We start from the raw sequence: 19,952 nt of genomic DNA, 5'->3' as shown, positions 1-19,952 counted from the left end.
CCTTCTTGATTTTCTTCAATTTACTTAAGCCAATGCAGCTGAAATGGCTTCGCTTAAAGAGGTGCTTGGTCGGCCAATCAATTTTGAAAGTTGGTGACCATCATCGAACAAATCTCCTTTTTCTGTGGAAACATGACTTGAGGCTAGAAATTGGGCCAAGCCTTCTGGTAAACCACTCTTTATTAGTGCCTGAGCATAATCACTCTCAGGTAAATTTACATAAGGGATGTCTTTTCCGGTTTGCCGACTTATTTCAGCCGCGTAATCACTCATGGTGAAAGCTTCGTCACCGGCAAGTTCGTACACTTTCCCTTCCTGACCTTCTGAGGTTAAAACCGTAGCCGCTGCTGCTGCATAATCTCCTCGGGTAGCAGAAGAAATCTTCCCGTCTCCAGAACTTCCATACAATGTACCTAAACCAATTACTGCCTGAAGCGACTCTGTATAATTCTCTGTGTACCAACCATTTCGAAGGATCACATGAGGAATACCTGATTTTTTCAATACTTCTTCTGTCCCAATATGCTCGCCCGCAAGACCTAATGTGGAACTGTCCGCCTTTAACAAACTTGTGTAAACGATAGTCTTGATTCCAGCATTTTTGGCTGCTTCAATCACATTGATATGTTGGGGCAATCGTTTCCCGATTTCATTTCCCGAGATCAACAAAAGTTTGTCAACCCCTTTTAAGGTTGTGGATTGTTGCGCTGCTTGATCATAATCAAATTCCCGTGCCTCCACACCTAAATCTGCAACCTTTTGTGGGTTTCTAACCAATGCCACAATATTTTCTGCCGACGTTCTTTCTTTCAATTCTTCAATTACCAAACGTCCAAGCTTTCCTGATGCTCCTGTTACTGCTATTTTCATCTTTTTAAGTTTTATTTTAAACACAATTTATTTTGATTACCTAAAGTATTCTAGTTACTTTTGGTAAGTCAAAGATAAATAGTAAGTATTTATTAAACAATAACTTACGTACGAGTAGGATACTTACTTTAAGGTAAGTAATGCAATAAATCAATTAGTTATGGGTAAAAAAATATTTGAAAAAAACGAAAATATTGAAAATTGTCCGGTCCGAAATGTAATAGACAGGATAGGTGATAAATGGTCCATGCTAATAATTTTGTTATTGGCAGAGGAGCAAGTATTGCGCTTTAACGAGATCCATAAATGCATTGGAACAATTTCTCAAAAAATGCTTACTGTAACCTTAAAGTCTCTGGAATCGGATGGATTGGTGAAGCGAACCGTCTTCCCCCAAATCCCACCCAAGGTAGAGTATGAATTGACCCATAGAGGAAAATCACTACTGCCACACCTTTTAGCCTTAACGGAATGGGCAAACAATAATATGAGCGACATTAAGGCCTCCAGAGAACAATATGAAAAAGTAAATGCTTAAAAACTTTATGCTAAAGACATATAAGATCCCCCTTTAAACGCTTTAGACAAAACCTATATTAGCAGTATTACCACCACCAACTTTGGGTAAATAGGCCAAGAAGGAGGAGTTAATGTAGCTTTTATAATAGGAATTAAACTTAAGGGCACACAAATTGTGGAAATGCAAGTCGCCTAGTCGCTAACTGATTTAGAATTATTTATCAAATACGATATCAAAACTTTATTAACTCCAAAAAACTAAAAAAAGCAGTATATGAATGACCAAGAATTTAAGGCTTTTGTTGTTGAAGATAAGGATGGTGAATTTATTGGATCCATTAAAACAAGAAATATTGAAGCGCTACCTAAGGGTGATTTGCTAATCAAAGTATCCTACTCCTCCCTTAATTATAAGGATGCGCTTTCCGCTTCAGGAAATAAAGGGGTTACAAGAAATTTCCCTCACACACCCGGCATTGACGCTGTAGGTATTATTGCTGAATCTGATAATGCTGGCTTTAGTGAAGGGGATAGGGTAATTGTTACCAGCTATGATCTCGGGATGAATACGGCTGGGGGATTCAGTGAATACATTCGGGTTCCTGCAGAATGGGCAGTAAAGTTACCCGAAAACCTGAGCATGAAAGAGGCAATGATTTACGGGACAGCAGGCTTAACCGCTGGAATGTCCGTATTGCGACTCACCGAATTGGTGAAACCCGAGGATGGCAAAATTATGGTTTCTGGCGCTTCGGGTGGAGTTGGCGCATTGAGTGTGGCGATCCTTTCTAAATTGGGTTACACTGTTGTGGCCATCACTGGCAAAGAGCATGAAAAAGATTACCTGATGGAATTAGGGGCAAATGAAATAATATTACGTGCTGATTTCGAAAATTTAGACAAACGCCCTTTGTTAAAACCCCTTTGTGCGGGCGGAATAGATACCGTAGGGGGCATTATCCTTGAGAACATTATTAAAACCACAACTTCTATGGGTGCCGTCACCTGTTGTGGTAATGTGGCCTCCCCTAACCTAAGCTTGACCGTTTTCCCATTTATTTTAAGGGGTATTTCGCTTATTGGGATCGATTCACAGAATTACCCTATGCGCTACAGAGAGCAAGTTTGGAACAAATTGGCCAAAGATTGGAAACCTTCACAATTGACGGCATCTTGTGATGAAATAACACTTGATGCGTTGCCTGAAAAAATAGCGCTAATGCTTAAAGGAAAATTAAAAGGAAGGACTGTAGTAAAGCTAGCAGAATAAGCGAGCAGAAATACGCTAAAAATTAGCGTTAATTATCCTAAATCAGGCTTATGCGATAAAGCAGCCATTGCATAAGCCTGATTTACAATTACCTCTTTGGCATCACCACCCCATCGGCATTTTTATTCAACTTCATTTTCACCAAAACTTCATGCAGTGTTTCAGCGGCTAGCCCATGGAGCACCAACCTATAGGCTGCACTGTATGTGGTGACAGGAACCATAGGGTGTTTGTTGTTGATCAAACCAAGGTGGCCTGGCGTACCTAGAATTTGAGAAGCATATATGGCGATTGTTTCATCCAATTGCAAAGAATTGGAAGCCCTAATAAAGTCATTGGAGGTAAGGAACAATTGGTAGAATGGAGTAAAAAGTTCTATGGCAGACCTCAAGTCCAGAATATTTGTCCACCGGTCGGGAAAATCAATATGATCAAATTGATCCTCTGTGATCATACTTAAGTTCATCTGTTCAGGCGGGCCTATTGTTATGTTTTTTTCTCTCAATTGACGGTTTAGACGAATTACAAAGTTGTACAAGTTCAAATCATGTTTTAAAAACAAGTCGTCTTTTACATCCTCAAAATTTCGTGGTTTAAGCGGGTCTCCCGCAACTTTCACATTCGGAATATTGCCTCCAATAAATTGTAATATCTCTGTACCAATATGGAAATGTCTAAAGATAAGCAAATTGGCATCCGGGCTTACAAAGCGCTTGAGTCCCCAAGCCAAGATCCTATGAAGGACTTTGGAAGAATTGATAAGTTTGGGAAAGAAAAACTTGAAAATATGAATGAAGAACATGGTAATCTTAGATCCTACTTCTATAAAAGGCAGCAAGTACCTTACAGAGCGTGAAGAATTGTCCCTCATTAAAACCAACTTGGTCGTTTGGTTAATAGGAATGCTATCATCAAGAAATAAGGCCAACCAAGGGTTGGGATCCCTTTCATCATGTTTCGATAAATCTAATATATTGTCTTTCATACTTCTCGCTAATAATTCCCCAATTCTTCCAATTGCATCTTGTATAATCTGGCCGTTGTTTTCGCTGTTTTAACGATCGCCTTTGCTATATCTATATTCATTTTGGGATGATTCAATGCCTGCTCTAAATTATGAAAATGATTTTCATCAGCCGTGCCATGGTAAGTAAAGAAAGAAACCTGACTGTCTTTCAACTCCAACTGGTCTTGAATCATTTCACCCCAAAAACCGGCCAATCGTTTTCCTATCCCCTCAATAATAAACATCGCCCCTAGCAAATCAATGGGATTGGGTTTGCTTGCCTGCTGAAACATAAAAGAAGTCAAGGCAACAGTACCAATGTTTTTATCACCGGACCTTATGGTTTCCATACTCTCCCCCAAAGCCTCAAAGTTCCTTTCAAGCATTTGGTAATCTTTGTGTTCTGTTGCAGTGTGTTTGATAAATGCGGAACGCAGTTCAAACAAGTCAATGTCTATATTTGAGGCAGCTCTGGAAATCCATTGAGAACCATCTATGACTTGTTGTCTAAGGTCTATTAACAACAGCTTATAATCAGCCATACTCAACTTCCCATCATGAATCTTGGCGACTACAGGTACTTTGAGCAAGTCCGTTTCAAAATCAATCCAAACTTGGGCAAGATTTCGTATCAACCACTCTGAAGTTTCATTCTTATCAATAATCAATTCAGGTGGTTCTATTTCTCTGATTGGGTAGGCCTTGGTCTTCAAACTAGCATTTCCCACCACTGTTAATCGCATATAAGAAGTAATAAATCGACCACTTTCAGGTACCATACAGAGTATGGTATCACCAGTTTTTAGTTTACCCGAATACATCAATTCTTCCAACATAATGAAAATTGAAGCTGCCCCAGTATTCCCTTTGGATGTGAGATTGCTAAACCATTTCTCCTCGGCTATGGCTCCTCCTCCCTTTTCCATCAACTCTTTGATTGTATCTTTGAAAACCTCAGAGGAATAATGGCAACACAACCAATCTATTTGAGAAGCACTAATCTTCCCCTGATCGATTAACTCAAAGTAATGCGAAACACCAGTTTTGATTACCTTTTCCAAGAGCCTAGTATCCTGTTTCAAATTTATTGCCCCTGCTTTAGACGCTTCCTCGTAGCTTGAATAATCTAGCCAGGTTTTTTCTCCTTCATTTTTATTGTCCCTCTTGCCGGTATACATGCATATTGGGAATTCATTGGCATAAGACTTAAGGTCAATCCAGTCTATTCTCAAAGAAATCCCCTCATGATTTTCCTTGTTTTGAAGCACAAAAGCACCGGCTCCATCAGAAAGCATCCAACGCAAAAACTCGGCATCAAAAGGCAAAGCTTCTACTCCCTGTGCCTCAAATCTTGAGGCTTTGAACATTCTACTAGGAAGCTCGCTTCCTACACAGACTGCATTCTGTTTCTCTTCACTTTTAATTTGACTAAAGGCATTTTTCAATGCCATGACCCCACTGGCACAAACACTCTGAAAACTGGCTACTTCACAGCGCTTGAAGTCCAAACCAGCATGCACCATGCTAGCAAACCCCGGTATAGGCAAATCTCCTTGGGTGGTCCCTGTACACAATAACTCAATATCAGCAGACCGTAGATTACTTTTTTTGAGGGCATTCTTCACCGCATTCACAGCTAAAAGAGCATTGGAATGGGTAGTTTCCTGGAATTTGTTTAGGGCGTAAAACCTCGTTTTAATGCCATTTTGTTTTAAAATCCGTTCTTTTACACGGCTATCCTTCCCGTTGATCCTCCCCAGAAAATCCTCCATTTCTTCGTTTGAAACAGCTTTATTAGGTAAAAAGGCACCTGATGCGGTTATAAATACTTCATTCATTTGTTATCTATTTTGTCTGGAAAACAATTTATCCAGAAGATTAAGGGCAAAGCCATAGTTTTTTCTACCTCTACTATGGTGCTCATTGTGATAGGTGCCAAAGTGCTCCCACCCATTCCCTTTGCCATTTCCAAACCTATAATTACAATGCCCGGCAAAATTCAACAAAATACTTACCAGAGGGAATATGAAAACGGCAAGTATAGAAAATGGAATAAAGGGCAATATGGTTAAAGGTACTGTACTTAATAATAAGGCCTCCACCCAATGAAAGCTAAACACAGAATAAACTGTTGGGACATGCGATTTATGGTGAATGTAATGCACCTTTTTCATCATGAATTTTTGATGCATCAATCGGTGCACGAAGTAAAAGTGAACCTCATTCCATAAAGTAAGTACAATAAGCCCAGCCAATACCGTAAGCCAGGTATTGGGCAATAATCCTATTATACCTAAACGTACAAAGTAAATAACAGGTATAATCGAAAAGCCAAAGACCACAATGGACTTCAGAGAATGCTTGATTTCAAAAACGATCTGCCGGCGAGAAACTTCTTCGGGTCGGATTTTGTGAAGCAGTCTACGGGATTCCAAGAACTGGCAAACGGCCAGAAATAGGGTGCCTAAACCAAAATAAAGCAGCAGAAAATAGCCAAACGAAAGTCCAAACAAAGTAAGGTAGGAATAGTCGTACAATACATGTTCTATTAAAGGCTCCATTAGGTATTTAAGTTTTTAACCGCTATGGGGTTTCGATACCTAAAGATAGGCATTTCTTCTCTTTGTCTTTTCACCTCAGACCAATGACCTGTCAACGCATTATTTGATAGGGAAGCTGAAATTCAAAAAAATCAATTAAACCCGAGGGATTTTGAAGTAAAATGCGTCTAAGAAAGTGGCGTACAAACCCAAGGTTAATGCCATGGGTTGAAAGACAAAATTTGATATCCTATTTCAATAAAAAGTAGTATACTTTATGAAGCCTAAAAATCAGACTATCCAAGCGGAAAATTTAAAAAAGAACTTTTATGAGGACTTTCTAAATCGCTTAAAAAAAATAAACAATGATCTAAAGGAAGTAAAAGAGTCCCTGCCAGAAATAAATGGTTTTAACAGGGACTCGAAAACTGAAACTTGCAAATAAAACTATATCGGGTATAATTACTCGAATTTGGTTGTCCCGTTCGGTTGTAACACAAACTGAAAAGTATAAGTGGCCCCTTCATCCGTTAGGGGATCCAGCTCTTCATCGGAGGGACTTCCTTTATAATAACTCAGGATTTCTACTTTTGCGTAATTACCTGATGCCGTCTGCAGTAAAATCACCTTGCCCGGAATAGGTTTAATTGCATGAGTGCTTGGGTTATAACTGTACCAGCCATTACCGCTACCAGTAGGAATTGCCAATTCTGCTTCTGTATCCAAAGTAAAAGTAGCGGTTTCAGGCACTTCCTTAATTTCCTGGAAAACCCCATCTACCAAAGTGGCCCTGACATTTTTGGCAGCATTCGTACGGATAGTAGTGCCTTTGAAAGCAAGGTCCCAGCTCTCATTTTCGGACAGTAACTTATTTTCACTTAAACTATAGTATTGGAAAGGCTTTTCCTCCACTACCTGTCCTGTACCTCGATCTATTACATCATTCGGAGCAGAAAGGTCTACTACCATTTCAGCCACCAAAGGCAATTGAGGTTCATCCTCATCGGCAGGATCACAGGCCATAAAAACAAATAAACTTAAGAAAAGCGACAATAGCATTGATAAATTTTTCATTTGAAGTATTGTGTTATAGTTATAAATTTAATAGTGGTATTTTAATCCCGACAAACAGTAACCTTCCCGGCATATTGGGTTGGGCTAAATTGGTAGTATTAAGCAGATTGTTAACTCCTGATTCTACCAGGAATCCATTGTCAAACTTTTTTGTAGCTGTTAAATTGACATTGAAATAACCAGGGGCAAACTCTCTTTCATCGTCCAATATCAGGTTACCATTTAAGTCCGAGAACCCAAACTTCCCTCTATACAGCACCCTTAAAGCCCAGTTTATTCCTGTTCGGTTTTCTAAATAATTCACCTTGAAATTGCCACTGTGAGCACTTCTGTTAAACAGCCCTCCATAATCAGCCCTCGTTACCCGAACAGTTTGGTTACTTGTATTTCTTTTATAAATCTCCCCATTGTCAATTTGATCCAATACATCCAAATCACGAGTATCCAAATAGGCATATCCAGCACCAAAGCTTAGCTTATCATTCCATTTGTATTGCAGGTCAACATCGACCCCTTGAGTAATTACCTGGCTGATATTGAAATAAGAAAAGGCATTTTGGCCGGAAACCAGCTGCGCAATTGGGGCCGTTTCTATCATGTTTTGCAAGTCATTTCTATAGCCATTCAACTGTACCAATACAGCCTCCGCAGGTTTCCATCGAAAACCTGTATTAACGGCCCAGGAATGTTCTGCTTTCAGCTCGCCAAGATTCTCTGGCTGAATAAGGCGTTTTGCTACCAGCCCTTTTTCCTCCAATTTTTCTAGGGCTTCATTTGCCACACTGGAGCCAAACACGTAATAGCCAGCAGAAGCATTGTTAAAGTTCAATAGTAGCTGCCTAAAATCAGGTGCTTTAAAGCCGGAACCAATTGACAACTGCCAGCTAAAAGTATCCGAAAACTTGTATTGTCCGGAAAGTTTTGGGCTTACACGACTTCCAAATACGCTATGAAAATCACCACGGGCACCACTGACAATATTGATCTTATCAGAAGCATCCCATTGGTGTTGCAAGTAAAAATAAGTGGCGTCAAAATGATTTCTATCATCATATCGGGTGGCTTCTACCGTTTCGCCTGAGAATCCCAAACCCAATGTGAGCAATTGTTTTTGATTGATCTGATAATCCGACTGCAATTCCGTTCGCTGAAAAATTTGATCGAATTCCTGTATATCAAACACCTTTCCTTCCTTCTGGTACCTCGTATCTGAGTTGGTACTAAACAGAGTACTCATATTCCTAAGGGTGATCAACCAGTCATTGTTTGGCTTGTACCTTAAGGTAGGGTTGATATTGATTTCCTTTCGTTTGTCCTCCACGTCCAATAAGGCTGGACCTGAACTTTCTTCCACTTCCAATAAACCTGTGGCTTGCTCAGTATAGCCTCGGAAAAACACATTAAAATTCCAGCCTGCGCCTAGGTTGGTTCCCAGCTTTACTTGTGCACTGTGAGACTGGTAAGGGTTTTGGGTTTTTCCCGTTACTTCTGGGCTCAGGTCATACCCATCAGTCCTATAGTAATCGTAGAGAACATCTACATTCCACTTCTTTTCTCTTATTCCAAAATCCAAATAAGGATTCCAGGTATTAAAGGATCGCTGCCTCAATCCAAGGTCAATTTTTTTACCCTGACCAGCAGATTTGGTAATGATGTTTACTACACCGGCCATGGCTTCACTGCCATAAATTGCGCTGGCAGGTCCTTTGAGTATCTCTATTCGCTCAATATTGGAAACAGAAATCCGGTTCAAATCAAATGTTCCGGCAGTTCTGCCAATCAGGGGTTCCCCATCCAGAAGGATAAGAATATAGTCCGTATCCAAGCCCTGCATTTGCAATCCTGTCCCATGATTAGAGACAATCTGTAAACCTGTCTGCTCACTTAGTACTTCTGAAAGCCGAATCCCTCCTGTCTCCTGAATGACTTTTTTACCAATAACACTCACCGGCATGGGCAAATCCGCAACAGTACGGTCAGTTCGGGTAGCCGAAACCACCACTTCATTCAATTCTCCTTCCTTTTCTTTCAGGACTATGACATCAGCCATGCTCCATTCTGCCCAACTGAATTGCTTGCTTTCATGCCCCAATGCAAATACCAAAACGGAATCTCCAGTCCCCAATTGACCCAGGCTTATTTCTCCCGAAGGCCCAGCAACAATAGGAGGCAACTGATCCACCTGAACCACTGCTTGTGGAAGTGGATTGCCATAATTGTTTACAATGATTTTATCCCCCTCCGCTCCATGCCCAATTAAGGGGTATAGAAGGAATAAAACCATCATGTTAAGTTTAATTAGATTAATTCTAATCATTGGTTTAAAATTTTTTACGCAGGGGTACCATTCCCCTGCGCTATTATTAATTCAAGCTATCAAGCAATTCTTTCCACGCTTCTTTTTGTGGAACTCCTGGTTTTCTCAATCCAAAAAATTGACAAACCATATCCCCTTTCTTATCGAACAATTCCAGCGCTGATACCAAGCCATCCACTGTGTTTTTATGCACTACAAAAGCCTTGTCAATCACCTCTTCATTAAGGTGCATATTGAAATCCGGATCCATTACGTTAAGCCAGTCTCCCAATTGTTTGATGTTCTTAACCTTACCCTGATGAATTTGAATATTTCCTTTATTACCAGCGAAAATCATGATGGGAAGTCCCGTTTCAGAAGCAGTATTTACCACTTGTCTGGCCGACAATCTATCCACCTGATGGGCCCAATTGTCACCAATCCACTCTACTGCATTCAGGCGATTCAATTTGTACTTCCGTAACATCCCAAAGAAATCATGGGTATCTTTCATGTTTTCCCAGTCGGAAGAAAAGCAGGCTTTATCCAAGTCATCTTCGCTTATATATTCTGGCAAGGCATAAGGCACAGGATCCAAAGCTGAAACTTGATCTTTATGAAGGTGCTCCAAAACCATTGTCTTAGCAAAATCATCATCTGATTTCTCCTGTAGGTATACTTTCATTATAGCATCACCTTGAGCATCAAAATACTGAAGGCTAAACATAGGCCCACGTGGCGTATCGCTATTTACTGCAAAGCCATATTTCCATGCGTTAAAAAAAATTCTTTGTTCTATGGGGCCAATCACTGTGCCAACCTGATGAGGGGCTGAACCATGGATTTCTATTTTCTGAAACCTTCCTTTATGTTCCAATACACAACCTTCACTTCTTGTCAACGACATTACTTTTTCAAGTCGAGGAAATTTCTTAACCTGATCAACAAAATCTGTTGACAGTCGAACTACGTTTTGTCCTAGCCCTGTTGCTAGCAATTCTGCTTCTGAAACATCCAAATGCTTTGCAGCATCCCTGATTCTAAGTTTAGGGTTTTCCGTTTTAAGCTCTTCCCAAGAAGCTTTTAAATTAATCAATGAAGTAGGTATGCCTTCCATTTGTTTTTATATTATAAAGTTTGATTTGAACCCGAAATAAGCAACACCTATATTATTGCATAGCTCGGGATGAAGAATACATTTTTGGTTTATTGGTACTGTGAACAATCAATTGATTGGTTACTGGACAATTCATAATTCTAATGGGATGGTCAAAGACTTTTTCAAGCAAACAGCCATCCATTCCTTCTTTCATAGGGCCACAATAGCTAATTTTACCGGATTTCAAGAGGATGATTTCATCTGCATATTGCGCGGCAAGATTTAGATCGTGAAGAATTATTAACACCCCGATATTTCTGCTTTTGAGTTGAAGTAAAATCTCCAAAACTGCATGTTGCTGGGCGATGTCCAGGCTAGAAGTTGGCTCATCCAGCAATACATAGCGAGGATAAGGCTTTCTTTCCCAAACCTGGGCCAAAACCCTAGCGAGTTGCACGCGTTGTTTTTCTCCTCCTGACAATTGATAATATTCTTGGCCCTGCAAATGTTTGATTTGAGCCAAAGCCATGACTTCATCAACTGTCTTTTCTGGACTTTTAGGTTGAATTGAGATAAGTCCCAACTCTACCACTTCCCGAACCGTAAATGGGAAGTTAACGGAAGAGTGCTGGGGCATTACAGCTCGCAGCTCTGCCAAATCCCTGGCTTTGTATTTGGCTATACTTCTGCCATTATAGCTTACTTCTCCACATGTACAGCTAGACTCACCCGAAAGCAAATTAAATAGGCTTGATTTACCTGCACCGTTTGGCCCCAATATGGCTATAATCTGCCCTGCTGCCAATTCTAAACTAGTGGTATCCAATATGGTCCGATTTCTTATTCGAAATTGAATATTTGAGGCAGTTAGCATTGGCCTTTTATTTTTTTAAATTATAAATCAATCCAATAAAGAAAGGTGCTCCCAATAAGGAGGTTATTACGCCTATGGGCATCTCTGCTGGTATGGCTATGGTTCTGGCCAATAGGTCAGCGAAATTCAATAAGATGGCTCCTAGTAAAAAAGAACCTGGTAAAACCAACTTGTGATCAGCACCAAAACTTATTCTCATCAAATGCGGCACAATCAAACCCACAAAACCAATCATTCCGGTTAAAGAAACAGCCACCCCAACAATCAAAGCGGTGGAAACAAGTAAGGTTACCTTTGTGCGGTTTACATTTACTCCCATATAAAAGGCCTCTTTCTCCCCCAAAGCCAATGCGTTCAAATTCTTTGATCCATTCAACAATACGAGGGAAGGAATGCAAATTAGCAGCGCTGCAATCGGAAGCTTCTCCCAGGAAGCAACACTCAAATCACCCAAACTCCAGAAAGTGAAGCTCCGCAATGCGGTATCGTCCGCATAAAACAAAGTGAGTCCAATCAAAGCACCAGCCAAAGCATTAATGGCTACTCCCGCTAGAATAATAGTGGCCGTATTTTCACCTTCCTTATTCGCACCGAGATAATACACTGCGAACACATTAACCAAGCCTCCCAAAAAAGAGAACATTGGCAATCCTACTCGCTCCATTATTGGGAAAGCGATAGCTATTCCTGGAAAAACGACAAGAAAAACAACGGCAAACAATGCACTCCCGCTACTCACTCCTATTAGCCCTGGCTCTACCAAAGGATTCCTAAACAAACCCTGCAATGCTGCTCCAGCAATTCCCAAACCTCCACCAACCAAAACTGAGAGGATTATTCTGGGTAGTCTTATCTGCATCAAAACATTGGCAGCTCTTAGGTCAAATGCATCTAAATGGTAACCGAAAGGTTCAATTAAAGCCGCTATAACTTGGGACAGGCCTATGGAATACGCTCCTTTCGTAAGGGAGAGCATTAATATGCCAACAAGTATAGCCGACAATCCGATTAGCACCCACCGACTTAATCGCTGTTTTGAGAAAGTTAGTGGAAGCGCTATCATTTGTTTCTTACTGCTTTAGCTAGTTCCAATGCTACTTGTCCTACCCTAGGCCCGAGTCCTGATAAATAATGTCCGTCAAAACTAAGTACTTGGCTTTCCTGATAGGCCTTTGTTTCCTTGATTCCTTGAATTCTAGCCATGCCTTCTATGCCTCCCAAACTTTCCAGACCTGAATCAAATAAAACCAAGTATTCCGGTGACATGGTTACCAGCGATTCTGGTGTCAAGGGGACAAAATCTTCGAAACCTTGGGCGGAAGAACGAATACCAGCCAAATTGAAGATTGTTTCTGCAAAGGTATTCTCACCAGCCACGAATAAAGTCTCCGGTCCTCTTGCCATAACAAAGGCTGCGCTTGGCCTTTCCTCATTGTCAGCCAGGTAATCTGCCAATATTTGCAGATCCTTGTCTATTCCCTCATTTATTTCTATCCCGCGCTCAGGCACTTCAAATAATGCCGCCAATTCACTAACAAGCGTCTTGGTCTCTATTGGATTTTCTGGTTTTTTGAAAAAATGAACTTCCAGGTCCATCAATTTCAATTGATCCACCACATCGTCTGACAAGTAGTCCTCTTCAGCAAGAATTATATCCGGAGCAAGGGACAAGATTCCCTCTGCCTTAATTTGATTCCTGTAACCTATACTAGGCAAAGACTGCATCTTTTCCGGATAAGTAGAAGTACGGTCAGTTGCAATGATCCTGTCACCCAAACCAAGCGTATACACGATTTCAGTTAGGGTTCCCCCTGCGGTAACAATACTGGGATTTGCTACTTCAGAACTGTCCCCGGTTTTCTTTTCACCAGTAGAGCAGGCCAAAAGGATCATAGTAGTTAAACAAGTTAGCAATAAGCCTTTCATTTATTTAGATTAATTATTAATAAACTATTGAAAAGCGAATGTACATCTATTTGGATTAATTCCAAATAAAAATAATAAGATTTTTATGTCCTGGAAAAAAGTAATGCTATTCAGCTAAGGCCGAATAAGATCATGATCCCCCTTCTTTTATTAAAGGCGCCAATTGATTGGTTCTAATTTTTCACACAACTGTAAATCTATCAGTTACCCTATTCCTTATCAATCATAACATTCCCAAAAAATGAAAAACTAAGCAAAGCGAGAAAGGAAAGGCAAAGCCCTTTCCCACCACCTAAAAGGATTGTATTAGGGTTTACATCAATTAACCTTATGAAAACAACATATGATTATGTGAATAAAATATTATTTTAGATATTTAATGAAGGCAAAGGGAAAATACGGTAGAAATGCACACAATCACTCAGTTTTGGGTGGTCTTTTTCATTATAATAGGGTACCTAATAAGACAATTCAGCTTTGGTACATGGACAATAATAAAGGCGAATTTTCTAAACAGATACATTACTAATGAAAAACTGAGTAAAACAAAGTTTTTGCCAATGTCCGCCACTAATAAAACACAGCTTTGCAAACAACGATTAATAATATGAAAGAAGAAACCCAAATTATTAAAATGAGAAAATTAAAGAGCCCCTATGGGAAAAGCTTATTAATACTTGGCATGCTGGCTTTTGTAGCAGCTTGCTCAAGTCCTAAAGCAACCGAAGAGGCAGTTGAAGAATCTAGTGACTTCGAAATCGTAAAATACAATAACCCTGGAGCCACCTCATTTCTAGGTGTGGGATTATGGGCTTGGCCATTGCCTATGGATTATGATGGGGATGGTGACATGGACATGCTTGTTTCCTGTCCGGACAAACCTTTCAATGGACTTTACTTTTTTGAAAATACCAGCGGTGAAGATTTCCCAGATTTCGCACCTCCCGTTAGAATAGGAGATGCCATATCTAAAGTACAAGTTTCCCATACAGACCAAGGTGTTAAGGTATTGACTCCTGGTGCAGAGTTAATGAACTTCAAAACTGACTTGGCCTCAACACCTAAAGACCTTTTTCCCATTGAGGAACTAACCAAGGAACTGGGTAAAAAGCCTAGATTCAACCAGTGGAAGATGATAGATTATGAAGGAGATGGTGACCTTGATATTATTGTTGGCATGGATGATTGGTCTTCTTACGGCTGGGACGATGCCTACAATGACCAAGGTGTTTGGACCAATGGACCGCTTTTTGGTTATGTATATTTATTAGAGAACAAAGACGGCAATTACGAAAACCGTGGAAGAATTAAAGCTGGAGGAAAAGAGATAAATGTTTATGGTGCTCCTTCACCTAATTTCGCAGACTTTGATGGAGATGGAGACCTTGACCTTATTTGTGGAGAGTTTCTGGATAAAATGACGTATTTTGAAAACACAGGCACCAGAGAAAAACCTATTTACAAAGAAGGTAAATTTTTAGAAAACGAGGAGGGTATAATTACCATGAATCTAGAAATGATCATTCCCGTAGCCTTGGATTGGGATAAAGATGGACATGTAGATTTGGTAGTAGGTGATGAAGATGGCCGCGTGGCATTAATAAAAAACACAGGAGAAACTAAAAATGGACTACCTATTTTTGATTCCCCAAAATACTTCAGACAACAAGCAGACAATCTTAAATTTGGGGCTTTGGTAACACCTGTTAGTGTTGACTGGGACAATGATGGCGATGAAGACATCATAGCAGGTAACTCTGCTGGCCACTTTGCCTTTATAGAAAATTTGGATGGGGCGGCGAATCCAAAATGGGCTGAGCCAAAACTATTGGAAATCGATGGTGAACCGATAAGGATCCAAGCCGGAGACAACGGATCTATTCAAGGACCTGCCGAAGCAAAATGGGGTTACACCACTTTGACCGTAGCTGACTGGGATGGCGACAACCACAAAGACATTGTTTTCAACTCCATCTGGGGTAGAGTAGAATGGATCAAAAACACTGGAAATGGATTATTGGCTCCTCAGCCTGTAAAAATAGATTGGGCAGACCAAACACCCCCACATCCAGCGTGGAACTGGTGGAAACCTGAAGCCAATGAATTGGCGACACAGTGGAGAACTACTCCTTATACAATCGATTGGAACAAAGATGGGGTTATGGATTTGGTGATGCTAGATCATGAAGGCTACCTTGCCTTCTTTGAAGGGAAACAAGGTAACGGTGAACCAATTCTTCAGCCCGGAAAACGCATCTTTTACGGAGAAAATGGCTCCACATTTACCAACAAAGACAAGGTGGAAGATACAAACCCTGGCGTCTTAAGGCTTAACATTTCAGACGCTGGTAGTAGTGGGCGAAGGAAAATCAGCTTTATGGATTGGGACAATGATGGTGACCTGGACCTATTGATCAATAGCGTAAATATTTCCTTATTTGAAAACATTAGCGAAAGCCCTGATAAGGTAGTCTTTAACCATAAAGGCCCTATATCTGAAGTAATCCTTGCTGGACATACCACAAGCCCTACTTTTGTTGATTGGGATAAAAATGGGATACTGGACGTTTTGGCAGGAGCCGAAGATGGACATTTTTATTACTTCCGTAGGTAGTAAATAAATCAAAATAGTAAAAAAGCCTCCGCAACAATTGCAGAGGCTTTTTTGATTTAATTATTTTTGGTGATTATTTCCAACCAATCATCCGGAAGAGCAAGCAATTGATTCTGACTCAGCAAGACCTTTTCCAATTCTGGGAAGGGTATATCTTGTACATCCAAATTTTCATTAACCGCAATAGTCGCTGCTGCACCAACACTCTGACCCATTATCATAAAAGTAGGAACGATTCGAATACTTCCATAACCCACATAGCTTGAGGAAAGACAGGTAGGCGTCAATACATTACTACATTCATCTTTCTTTGGCACTGTGGCCTGAAATGAGATTTTAAAAGGTTTCCAAGTTCCATCGTTTTCTACATGGGTAAACCCTTCATTATAAGCTTTGCCATCTTTTACAATTCTTCTGGCGTGGTGCACATCCGGCGGCCACCATGCTATCGCAATCGGATCTGAAACCGTATCTTTAACCTTAATATCGACATTGTGTTCAGTGATGACGTATTCAGATACCATTCGTCTTCCACTTCGAATATACAAGCGACGTGGCCAATTGCCATTGTCTGTGAATTCATCTTTAGGCAAACCCCATCCTTCCCAATTGGCTCTGGTAAGACTATCCACACTTTCGTCGTTTTGTAAGAACCACAGCAATCCTAAAGTAAAAGAACGGTGATATTGGATAATACTGTCTTGTTTTTCATAATCCCCTTGTGGGTATTCCCAATTCTCTCCATAAAGATTTGCTGATAGATCGTGCCAACTGCCTATGTCCGTTTTACCATTATGCCTATTGGCCTCAGGCTTGAAGAGCTGGCCTCCTTCTTTCAGGTGCCTTCTGTAAATTTCATACCTTTCAGATACATAGTCCTCAGGTTTATTAATTGGTAGCTTGTTTTGCTCATCTTTTGTCAGGCACATCCTAAAACAAAAGCCCTGAATATAATGGCTGGGATCTCCATGGTTTCCTAATTCCCCAGCTTGAATGGTAGGGATTAGTCCACTTGTAGAATCGCCTTCTATAATATAAGGGTCAACATCTACCGTAAACTGCTTAAAAGTATTTACTTCCTGAACTCCATTAAGATTCTCCCCATATTTTTCATTCCCCTCACGAATTGATTCAGTAGTTATTCCAGCAAAATGCAGCAAATGACCTTCTATGGAAGCATCAACAAATACTTTGGCCTTTATTTCTGAGCCATTTTCAAGAATAACCTTTTCTATTCTATTCCCTTTTTTTTCTACTCCGTTTTGTTCCTTTATCCGAGTATTTCTTATAATGGTAATGTTTTTTTCTTCCTCCAACATCTGCTCAATTACCGCTTCAGCAATTGAAGGCTCATATTTTGAATACCATTTTGGGTTTTCAAATTCTGCTTTTAGCCCGTAATGCGCTTCCACTTTTTCATAAAATTCGCGTGCTATTCCTCCAATCACGCGTGCATTTCCAAACCGCATGTCCTTCCCCAATCCCTCTACTACCATCCCACCCGGATGCCCCGTCGGTTCAATAAGCACCACTTTCTTACCAAGCCGGGAAGCTTGAATAGCGGCCGTAAATCCAGCCTCGCTCCCACCTAACACACAAATATCAGTCGTAATATGAGATTGCTGCACCTTATCCTCACAAGCATATAAGGTAATGCCCAATATGGATAAGAAAAGTAAATTGAAAAATTTCATAAATATATTGGGTAAGGGTTTTGCTAATTATTTAATAGAGGCATTTAGGGTTTCTGAAATTACCTTATTAACTATTATCTTTTATTCCATCGTGGGGATTTATCCCAAGCTAATCCACATAAACGCTGCATTTACTACATCCTACCAGGTATGAATTTGTATGCGCTTTATCAGGATATTATCATTTTATTTTTGAAATTTTAAGTTTGTGTATAAATTGTATCGAAATATTTTTTCTTAAAGGTATTAATGAAAAATTTAAAAGATTACGATCGACTTATAAAAGCAATTGCAATATATAATTGTGAACGCTCTTTTCGTGAATTTTTCAACATATTTTACCCGGAACTTTTTGAAACCAGTGTTTATTACGTTAAAAATAATTTAATCGCTGAAGAAATTGTAAGTGAACTCTTTGTTAAGCTTTGGCTAAAAAGAAATTCCCTTACTGAAATCAAAAATATCGAAGCTTACCTTTTTATTAGCATTAAGCGATTATCCCTTAATTATCTCAGACAAAAGAAAACACCTCAATTGTACTTAAATGACATAGACACTGAATTATGTGTTAACCTTCGAAATCCTGAAGACCAAATGCTTAGTGAGGAGGAATTGTTAAAAATTAAAAATGCTATTGAAAATCTTCCCGAAAAATGCAGGTTAGTATTTTTACTTGTAAAGGAAAATGGACTCAAATACAAGGAAGTCGCTTCAACTCTTGATATTTCTGAAAAAATGGTTGAAAAACATATATCGACTGCTTTAAAAAAGCTTCGAAAGGAATTATCAGATTCTTCATTCGTTAAAAAATACAGTCCTAATATTGTAAAAGTTATTTCTGCGCTCTCATTTATCTTTTTTTCTTAAGTTAAGTTAACTTTTGATTGAACACCAATACTCAAATTCTATTCCCATAGAAAAAAAATCACTCTCAATTAAAAAAAAATTGACCTAAGGTAGGGTAATAAAATTTTATTGTGTCTTTATGGACAAAATGATGAAATTTTATTTCTTTTTGACAGAATGGGAGACAAAGATATTTTTGAGATAATAGGAAAAATTCTATCCGGAGAAGCAAGTAAAGACGAACAACTTGAATTGCATCGGTGGATGCAAAAAAGTGCAGACAACGTCAATACATTTGAACAAATGAAAAGGGTGTGGGATGCTACCCATATCAATCAAAAAATATCAAATGAAGATCGGGTTTTTAATAAAATACAAAATAAAAAACTATTTCTGGAAGGGTTAAAGACAGAGACTAGCAACCCCAAGCAGTTGCCAAATACTTTAAGAAAAAAAGGACAATTTAGGAGAATCGCAGCTATAGCTGCCTGTTTGATGATTTTAATAAGTTTCCCTATTTATAAAAGCCTAGTCAACACTCCTGAAAATACTCATGCTTTACCAGTGCTCACCCATAAAGAAAATGGACGAGGACAAAAATCAAAAGTAATATTATCAGACGGGACCAATGTCTGGTTAAACTCAAGTAGCAAACTTTCCTATATTAATGGATTTACAGATTCCATAAGAGAGGTGTTTTTAGAAGGGGAAGCCTATTTTGAAGTTACTAAGGATAAAGGTAAACCTTTCATTGTCCACACCGGCAACCTCAAAACCACTGTTCTAGGAACATCATTTAATATACGTCACTACCCTACAGATGCCCATCCTACATTGTTTCTTGAAGAAGGAAAAGTAATGTATGAATACCTGAAGACTTCAAATGAAACAAATGTATTGTTGCCTGGAAATGGCGTGAAATGGGATTCAAAGAAAAGTGAAATGGTTGAATTCTCCGATGACCCCTTACATTGGAATGCTTGGAAAAATAATATTCTCTTATTCGATGACCTTGACTTCAAAACAGCATTGGAAGAATGCGAAAGGTGGTATGATGTAGACTTTATCATAAAAGGCACTCCTCCTACACATTGGAGGTTTACCGGAAAATTTAAAAATGCCTATCTAAAGAGTGTCTTACAAAGTATGCAATACGGAAAACAATTTGACTTTAAAATTCAAGGAAAAAACATCGAAATAACCTTCTAAATCTCTGGCCTATGAAAAAAAATGGCAATACGATAAATGTATTGCCACCCCAAATTATTGATCTGATAGCCCCCGTGTGGAAATGGTAACTATCAAAAAATATTTGTTCAATTTA

16 protein-coding genes are annotated in these 19,952 nt (G+C 39.4%); 5 read left to right on the top strand and 11 right to left on the bottom strand.

Going from position 1 to position 19,952, the window contains the following annotated elements; genetic code table 11:
- Positions 1-24: 24 nt before the first annotated feature.
- The gene (locus CA2015_RS10865; protein WP_048641929.1) at positions 25-870 is read right to left on the bottom strand and encodes an SDR family oxidoreductase; all 846 of its coding nucleotides are present in this window, start codon (positions 868-870) and stop codon (positions 25-27) included.
- 160 nt (positions 871-1,030) lie between these two features.
- On the opposite strand from CA2015_RS10865, the gene CA2015_RS10860 reads away from it, so the two are divergent.
- Complete coding sequence (locus CA2015_RS10860) at positions 1,031-1,408, top strand: winged helix-turn-helix transcriptional regulator (RefSeq protein ID WP_048641928.1); 378 nt, start codon at positions 1,031-1,033, stop codon at positions 1,406-1,408.
- Between the two features lie 255 nt (positions 1,409-1,663).
- Positions 1,664-2,659, top strand: coding sequence for a YhdH/YhfP family quinone oxidoreductase (locus CA2015_RS10855; protein WP_048641927.1), 996 nt, complete (start codon positions 1,664-1,666; stop codon positions 2,657-2,659).
- 88 nt (positions 2,660-2,747) lie between these two features.
- Here the strand turns inward: CA2015_RS10855 and CA2015_RS10850 are convergent, their stop codons facing one another.
- The 9 genes from CA2015_RS10850 to CA2015_RS10810 form a co-directional block, all read right to left on the bottom strand.
- Complete coding sequence (locus tag CA2015_RS10850) at positions 2,748-3,644, bottom strand: DUF6999 family protein (RefSeq protein WP_048641926.1); 897 nt, start codon at positions 3,642-3,644, stop codon at positions 2,748-2,750.
- Between the two features lie 8 nt (positions 3,645-3,652).
- A complete protein-coding gene (locus CA2015_RS10845; protein WP_048641925.1) occupies positions 3,653-5,503 on the bottom strand; it encodes a StlD/DarB family beta-ketosynthase in 1,851 nt (616 codons plus the stop codon).
- Between the two features lie 3 nt (positions 5,504-5,506).
- Entirely contained in the window at positions 5,507-6,226 is a 720-nt protein-coding gene (locus CA2015_RS10840) for a sterol desaturase family protein (protein WP_048641924.1), read from the bottom strand.
- A gap of 441 nt (positions 6,227-6,667) precedes the next feature.
- Complete coding sequence (locus CA2015_RS10835; protein WP_048641923.1) at positions 6,668-7,279, bottom strand: HmuY family protein; 612 nt, start codon at positions 7,277-7,279, stop codon at positions 6,668-6,670.
- A 19-nt stretch (positions 7,280-7,298) separates the two neighbouring features.
- Complete coding sequence (locus tag CA2015_RS10830; RefSeq protein WP_048641922.1) at positions 7,299-9,596, bottom strand: TonB-dependent receptor plug domain-containing protein; 2,298 nt, start codon at positions 9,594-9,596, stop codon at positions 7,299-7,301.
- 46 nt (positions 9,597-9,642) lie between these two features.
- The gene (locus CA2015_RS10825; protein WP_048641921.1) at positions 9,643-10,692 is read right to left on the bottom strand and encodes a hemin-degrading factor; all 1,050 of its coding nucleotides are present in this window, start codon (positions 10,690-10,692) and stop codon (positions 9,643-9,645) included.
- Between the two features lie 52 nt (positions 10,693-10,744).
- The gene (locus CA2015_RS10820) at positions 10,745-11,548 is read right to left on the bottom strand and encodes a heme ABC transporter ATP-binding protein (protein ID WP_048641920.1); all 804 of its coding nucleotides are present in this window, start codon (positions 11,546-11,548) and stop codon (positions 10,745-10,747) included.
- Between the two features lie 7 nt (positions 11,549-11,555).
- Positions 11,556-12,611 (bottom strand): FecCD family ABC transporter permease, encoded by a 1,056-nt coding sequence (locus CA2015_RS10815; protein ID WP_048641919.1) that lies wholly within the window; start codon positions 12,609-12,611, stop codon positions 11,556-11,558.
- Positions 12,608-13,474 (bottom strand): heme/hemin ABC transporter substrate-binding protein, encoded by an 867-nt coding sequence (locus CA2015_RS10810; RefSeq protein ID WP_048641918.1) that lies wholly within the window; start codon positions 13,472-13,474, stop codon positions 12,608-12,610. The genes CA2015_RS10815 and CA2015_RS10810 overlap by 4 nt, the downstream gene beginning before the upstream one ends.
- 634 nt (positions 13,475-14,108) lie before the next feature.
- Here CA2015_RS10810 and CA2015_RS10800 point away from each other — a divergent pair.
- Complete coding sequence (locus CA2015_RS10800; protein WP_240477963.1) at positions 14,109-16,088, top strand: FG-GAP repeat domain-containing protein; 1,980 nt, start codon at positions 14,109-14,111, stop codon at positions 16,086-16,088.
- 56 nt (positions 16,089-16,144) lie between these two features.
- Here CA2015_RS10800 and CA2015_RS10795 read toward each other — a convergent pair whose 3' ends face one another.
- Entirely contained in the window at positions 16,145-17,782 is a 1,638-nt protein-coding gene (locus CA2015_RS10795; RefSeq protein WP_048641916.1) for an FAD-dependent oxidoreductase, read from the bottom strand.
- Positions 17,783-18,031: 249 nt separating this feature from the next.
- On the opposite strand from CA2015_RS10795, the gene CA2015_RS10790 reads away from it, so the two are divergent.
- The gene (locus tag CA2015_RS10790) at positions 18,032-18,649 is read left to right on the top strand and encodes an RNA polymerase sigma factor (protein WP_048641915.1); all 618 of its coding nucleotides are present in this window, start codon (positions 18,032-18,034) and stop codon (positions 18,647-18,649) included.
- Between the two features lie 156 nt (positions 18,650-18,805).
- Entirely contained in the window at positions 18,806-19,837 is a 1,032-nt protein-coding gene (locus CA2015_RS10785) for a FecR family protein (protein ID WP_157470430.1), read from the top strand.
- The last annotated feature ends 115 nt before the right edge of the window (positions 19,838-19,952 follow it).

The organism is Cyclobacterium amurskyense (assembly GCF_001050135.1).
Lineage (GTDB): Bacteria > Bacteroidota > Bacteroidia > Cytophagales > Cyclobacteriaceae > Cyclobacterium > Cyclobacterium amurskyense.
Note: the sequence above shows the minus strand (reverse complement) of the source record. Positions and strands in the feature narration are given on the sequence as shown.